This window comes from Bradyrhizobium sp., assembly GCF_050014615.1.
GTDB lineage: Bacteria > Pseudomonadota > Alphaproteobacteria > Rhizobiales > Xanthobacteraceae > Bradyrhizobium.
In genome coordinates this window covers 1-4,656 of the sequence record NZ_JBEKCZ010000299.1, presented here as the reverse complement: position 1 = coordinate 4,656, position 4,656 = coordinate 1, and the positions used below count along the sequence as shown (strand labels likewise).

Here is a 4,656-nt window from a genome sequence, read left to right as displayed (position 1 = left end):
ACGCAACATTAAGCATAGTAGCCAGTTCGGGCGCGCTGAAACCCACTCTTCACCGTGCGACGGATAGCATCGCTCCCCAAAACAGGGCGCATGATCCTTTCGCCAAACCGCTGACCGTTGGCGGATCATGCGCTTGGAGATGGGTGAACTCATGACTGTGCTTGTCACTGGCGGCGCCGGCTATATCGGAAGTCACATGGTTCATGCGCTGGTGGAAGCCGGCGAAAGCGTTGTCGTGATCGACAACCTGTCCACCGGCTTTTCCGCGTTCCTGCCCGAAGGCGTACCGCTGTTCATCGGCGACGCCGCGGATGAAAATCTGGTCGAGGGCGTGATCGCCGCGCACAAGGTGGAAAGCATCATTCACTTCGCGGGCTCGGTGGTGGTGCCGGACTCGATGCGCGATCCGCTCGGCTATTACCGCAACAACACCATGACCACGCGCAGCCTGTTGAACGCGGCGGTCAAATGCGGCGTCGACCGCTTCATCTTTTCATCGACCGCGGCGGTGTACGGCAATCCGGACCAGGTGCCCGTTCCCGAGCACGCGCCGACCCGGCCGCTGTCGCCCTACGGCTCCTCGAAGCTGATGGCCGAAATCATGTTGCACGACGTGGCCTCCGCGCACGGCATGAACTATGCCGTGCTGCGCTACTTCAACGTGGCGGGCGCCGACCCGCAGGCGCGGATCGGGCTTGCGACGGCGGGAGCGACGCATCTGCTGAAAATCGCGGTCGAGGCCGCCACCGGACAGCGCGCCAAGATCGACGTGTTCGGCACCGACTATCCGACGCCGGACGGAAGCTGCATCCGGGATTTCATTCATGTCAGCGACCTGGCGCAGGCGCATCGCGCGGCGCTGGCCTATCTGCGCGGCGGCGGCACCTCGACAACGCTGAATTGCGGCTACGGCCGCGGCTACTCCGTGCTGGAAACCATCGAGGCGGTGCGCCGCATCAGCGGGCGCAATTTCGCGGTTCAATATGCCGCGCGCCGACCGGGCGACATCATGACCATGGTCGCCGATACCAGCCGTATCCGCAGCGTGCTGGACTGGACGCCGCGATACGATGATCTCGAGACCATCGCCCGGCATGCGCTGGCCTGGGAAGAGAAACTGTTCCGCGAACGCCATGGCGACCTCGCGCACGCGGTATCGGCCTAAAATCACCCCCGAAGTCCTGTTGGGCGCAAGGCCTGATTTGGCTTGAAAAACCTCGCTATAGCGGGCAAGGAGACGGACGTTTCGGAACAACTCTGACACGTGGGGCGGATGCTTGCCCAACGCTGTCAATGGAACGCGAATGACCGAACTGCCTAAGAAGATTACCGACGATCCCTACGGCGCCGCGATCCTGATTCGCCGCCTGGTCATGGAACAGGGAGCGCTCTACTGGCGGCGCTATCTGCTGGCGTTCGCGCTGATGGCGGTCTCGGCCGCGACCACCGCCGGCTCGGCCTATTTGCTCGGCCAGGTGATCAATCAGGCCTATGTCGACAAGAACGTCCGCGGCATCGCGATCCTGTCCGGCGTGACCGTCGTGATTTTCATCATCAAGGGTGCGGCGACCTACGGTCATCAGGTCATTCTGTCGAAAATCTCCAACGCCATCCTCGCCAACAACCAGCGTCAGCTGTTCTCCAAGCTGATGAGCGAAAGCATCGCTTTCTTCTCGGAGCGGCACTCGTCCGAATTCCTGGCGCGCCTGACCGCCGGTGCCAACTCCGTCACGCAGGTACTCAGTCTCCTGATCAACGCCGTCGGACGCGATGTGTTGTCGCTGGTCGGGTTGGTCACCGTGATGCTGATGCAGGATCCCTATATGGCGCTGCTCGGATTCGCGGTGGCGCCGCCGGCGATGCTGGTGCTGCGCAAGCTGGTGAAGCGGATCAAGGGTCTCGCGCACAACCAGTTCACCGGCACCGCCGACATCATGGAAACCATGCAGGAATCGCTGCAGGGCATCCGTACCGTCAAGGCGTTCACACTTGAACAGACCATGCGTGAACGGATCGACGCCTCAATCACGGCGGTCGAGCAAAACGCCAACAAAATGGCGCGGGTTTCCAATCGTTCGAGCCCGCTGATGGAAACGCTCGGCGGCCTGGCGGTCGCGGGCGGGCTGATGTATGGCGGCTACAGTGTCGTCGCGCTGGGCGCCACGCCCGGCCAGTTTTTCTCGTTCCTGACCGCGTTCCTTTTGGCCTACGAGCCGGCCAAGCGTCTGGCGCGGCTGAACATCGAATTGAACAGCAGCCTGATCGGCGCCCGCAAACTGCTGGAGATCGTCGACAGTCCGGCCAGCGAACCCGACGACGACGACAAGCCGGCGCTGAAACTGATCGACGCGCGGGTCGAATGGCGCGACGTGACTTTTGCTTATCGCGTGAACGAGCCGGTGCTCAACCGCATGAGTTTTGTCGCCGAGCCCGGCAAGGTCACCGCCCTGGTCGGCCCCTCCGGCGGCGGCAAGTCGACGGTGCTGGCGCTGCTGCTGCGATTCTATGAAGCTGATGGCGGCGACATCCTGATCGACGGCCAGGCGATCTCCCATGTGTCGCGAAAATCGCTGCGCCAGCAAACCGCCTATGTCGGGCAGGACGTCTATCTGTTCCGCGATACCATCGGGGCCAACATCGCCTTCGGCAAGGTCGGCGCCAGCCAGGCCGAGATCGTGGCCGCCGCCAAGGCGGCCTGCGCGCACGAATTCATCATGGGCTTTCCGCTCGGCTATGACACGCCGGTCGGCGAGCACGGCACCCAATTATCCGGCGGCCAGCGCCAGCGCGTCGCGGTGGCGCGCGCGCTGGTGAAGAACGCCCCGATCATCCTGCTCGACGAAGCCACCGCGGCGCTGGATTCGGAATCCGAAAAGCAGGTGCAGGAAGCGATCGAACATCTGTGCCAGAACCGCACCACCATCGTCATCGCCCATCGCCTCCACACCATCATGCATGCCGACGCCATCCTGGTGGTTGAGGGCGGCGAGATCGTCGAACGCGGGCGGCATGACGATTTGTTACGCCGCGGCGGGCGCTATGCGTCGTTCTTCCGGCTGCAGCACCGCGATGCCGGGCCGCTGACGCTGGCGCCGATCAGCGCAACCGCGTAAAGCTACTCCTCAAGTTTCCATCCCCAACCCACCGAGATCCCTCCATGAGCGCACCCTCCTTCGTCTTTCCTCCGGCTCCGCAAGCCTCGATCGCCATCGCGGGCGACACCAAATCCTATCCGGTTCGCCGCATCTGGTGCGTCGGGCGCAATTATCTCGAGCACATCCGCGAGATGGGCAATGACGAGCGGGCGCTGCCGTTTTTCTTCGCCAAGCATGCCGACATGATCGAGCCGGACGGCGCCACCATCCCCTACCCGCCGCTGACCAAGGATTTCCATCACGAGGTCGAATTGATCGTGGCGATGAAGAGCGGCGGGCTCAATATTCCTGCCGCCAAGGCCAACGAGCACATCTACGGCTATGCCGTCGGCATCGACCTCACGCGGCGCGATCTGCAGCTGGCCTCCCGCAAGAAAGAGCGGCCCTGGGAAGTCGGCAAGTCGTTCGACCATTCGGCGCCCTGCGGCGCGATGCAGCCGGCCTCCAAGATCGGCCACCCGACCAAGGGCAAGATCTGGCTGTCGGTCAATGGCACCGAACGGCAGAAGGGCGACCTCACGGAACTGATCTGGAGCGTGCCGGAGATCATCGAGAAACTTTCGGAGCAGGTCTCGCTCGGCGCCGGCGATATCATCATGACGGGAACCCCGGCCGGGGTCGCCGCACTCTCGCCCGGCGACAAAATCGAATGCGGGATCGACGGCATCGGCACCCTGAAGGTGACCATCGGCAAGCCGGAATAGTCATCCGGCCATCGTCGTTCAACGAAACAACGGCCCCGGACCTTGGTTCGGGGCCGTCTTTTCGTGCGAGGCTTTCTGTCGGGCGTCTGGTCGCCATTTGAGAGGGTTCCATCCGGGTGAATGGGGTGGAAGCCGCTCGGTCTCCGGAAATTTCGAGCGGTTTTCGTCCCCGGGGCTAAGGGCGCGCGGCGGATTTTATAGAGAACAAAGCGCACGGAACTGTCCAATTCCTCCAGCAGGTCTGGCAGCGGGTTCGCCACGCGCGGCCCCAGCACATAGATATAGTCGTAGTCCCGGTACCAGGTGCGGATGAAAGGCGGAATGTCGGACGACGTTTGGCCGGCCGCGATCGCGCTAAGCACGCGTATCGGCATCGGTCCGCCATAGGGGATGGCGAGACGGCGGACCGCGGCACGCGCCTGCACGGGCTGCTTGCCCACCGCGGTGAACAGGTTCGGCACAAAGGCGTTGGCATAATGCACCGCCAGCGTCGGAGCATAAGCCATCGGGTAGCTCGTGAGATCGCTGAACGGCGGGTCCTCGCCCTCGCCGCTGCCGCCAACGAGCACCAGCGAACCGGGGTCGATCTTGTGGAACGACAAGATCATCGCCGCGTAGTCGGCACGATAGGACAGCCAGACCACCAATACGACCGACAGATTGGCGAGGGTGATGCCGGCGACGATGGTGAGCGCAGCAATTGTCCATCGTCGGCTGGGCAGCGACAGCGAGCAGAAGGCCGGAAGGATCAAAGCCGCCGCGGGGATCACCCGAAGGTCGACGAAGGAGGTCCCGAG

General features: G+C 63.3%; 3 protein-coding genes. All 3 read left to right on the top strand.

The features are described from left to right. Positions 1 to 151 precede the first annotated feature (151 nt). Complete coding sequence (galE, locus tag ABR948_RS28365) at positions 152 to 1,165, top strand: UDP-glucose 4-epimerase GalE (protein ID WP_428124429.1); 1,014 nt, start codon at positions 152 to 154, stop codon at positions 1,163 to 1,165. A gap of 139 nt (positions 1,166 to 1,304) precedes the next feature. Continuing rightward, positions 1,305 to 3,113 (top strand): ABC transporter ATP-binding protein, encoded by a 1,809-nt coding sequence (locus ABR948_RS28360; protein WP_428124427.1) that lies wholly within the window; start codon positions 1,305 to 1,307, stop codon positions 3,111 to 3,113. A gap of 44 nt (positions 3,114 to 3,157) precedes the next feature. Continuing rightward, positions 3,158 to 3,859 (top strand): fumarylacetoacetate hydrolase family protein, encoded by a 702-nt coding sequence (locus ABR948_RS28355; protein WP_428124425.1) that lies wholly within the window; start codon positions 3,158 to 3,160, stop codon positions 3,857 to 3,859. The last annotated feature ends 797 nt before the right edge of the window (positions 3,860 to 4,656 follow it).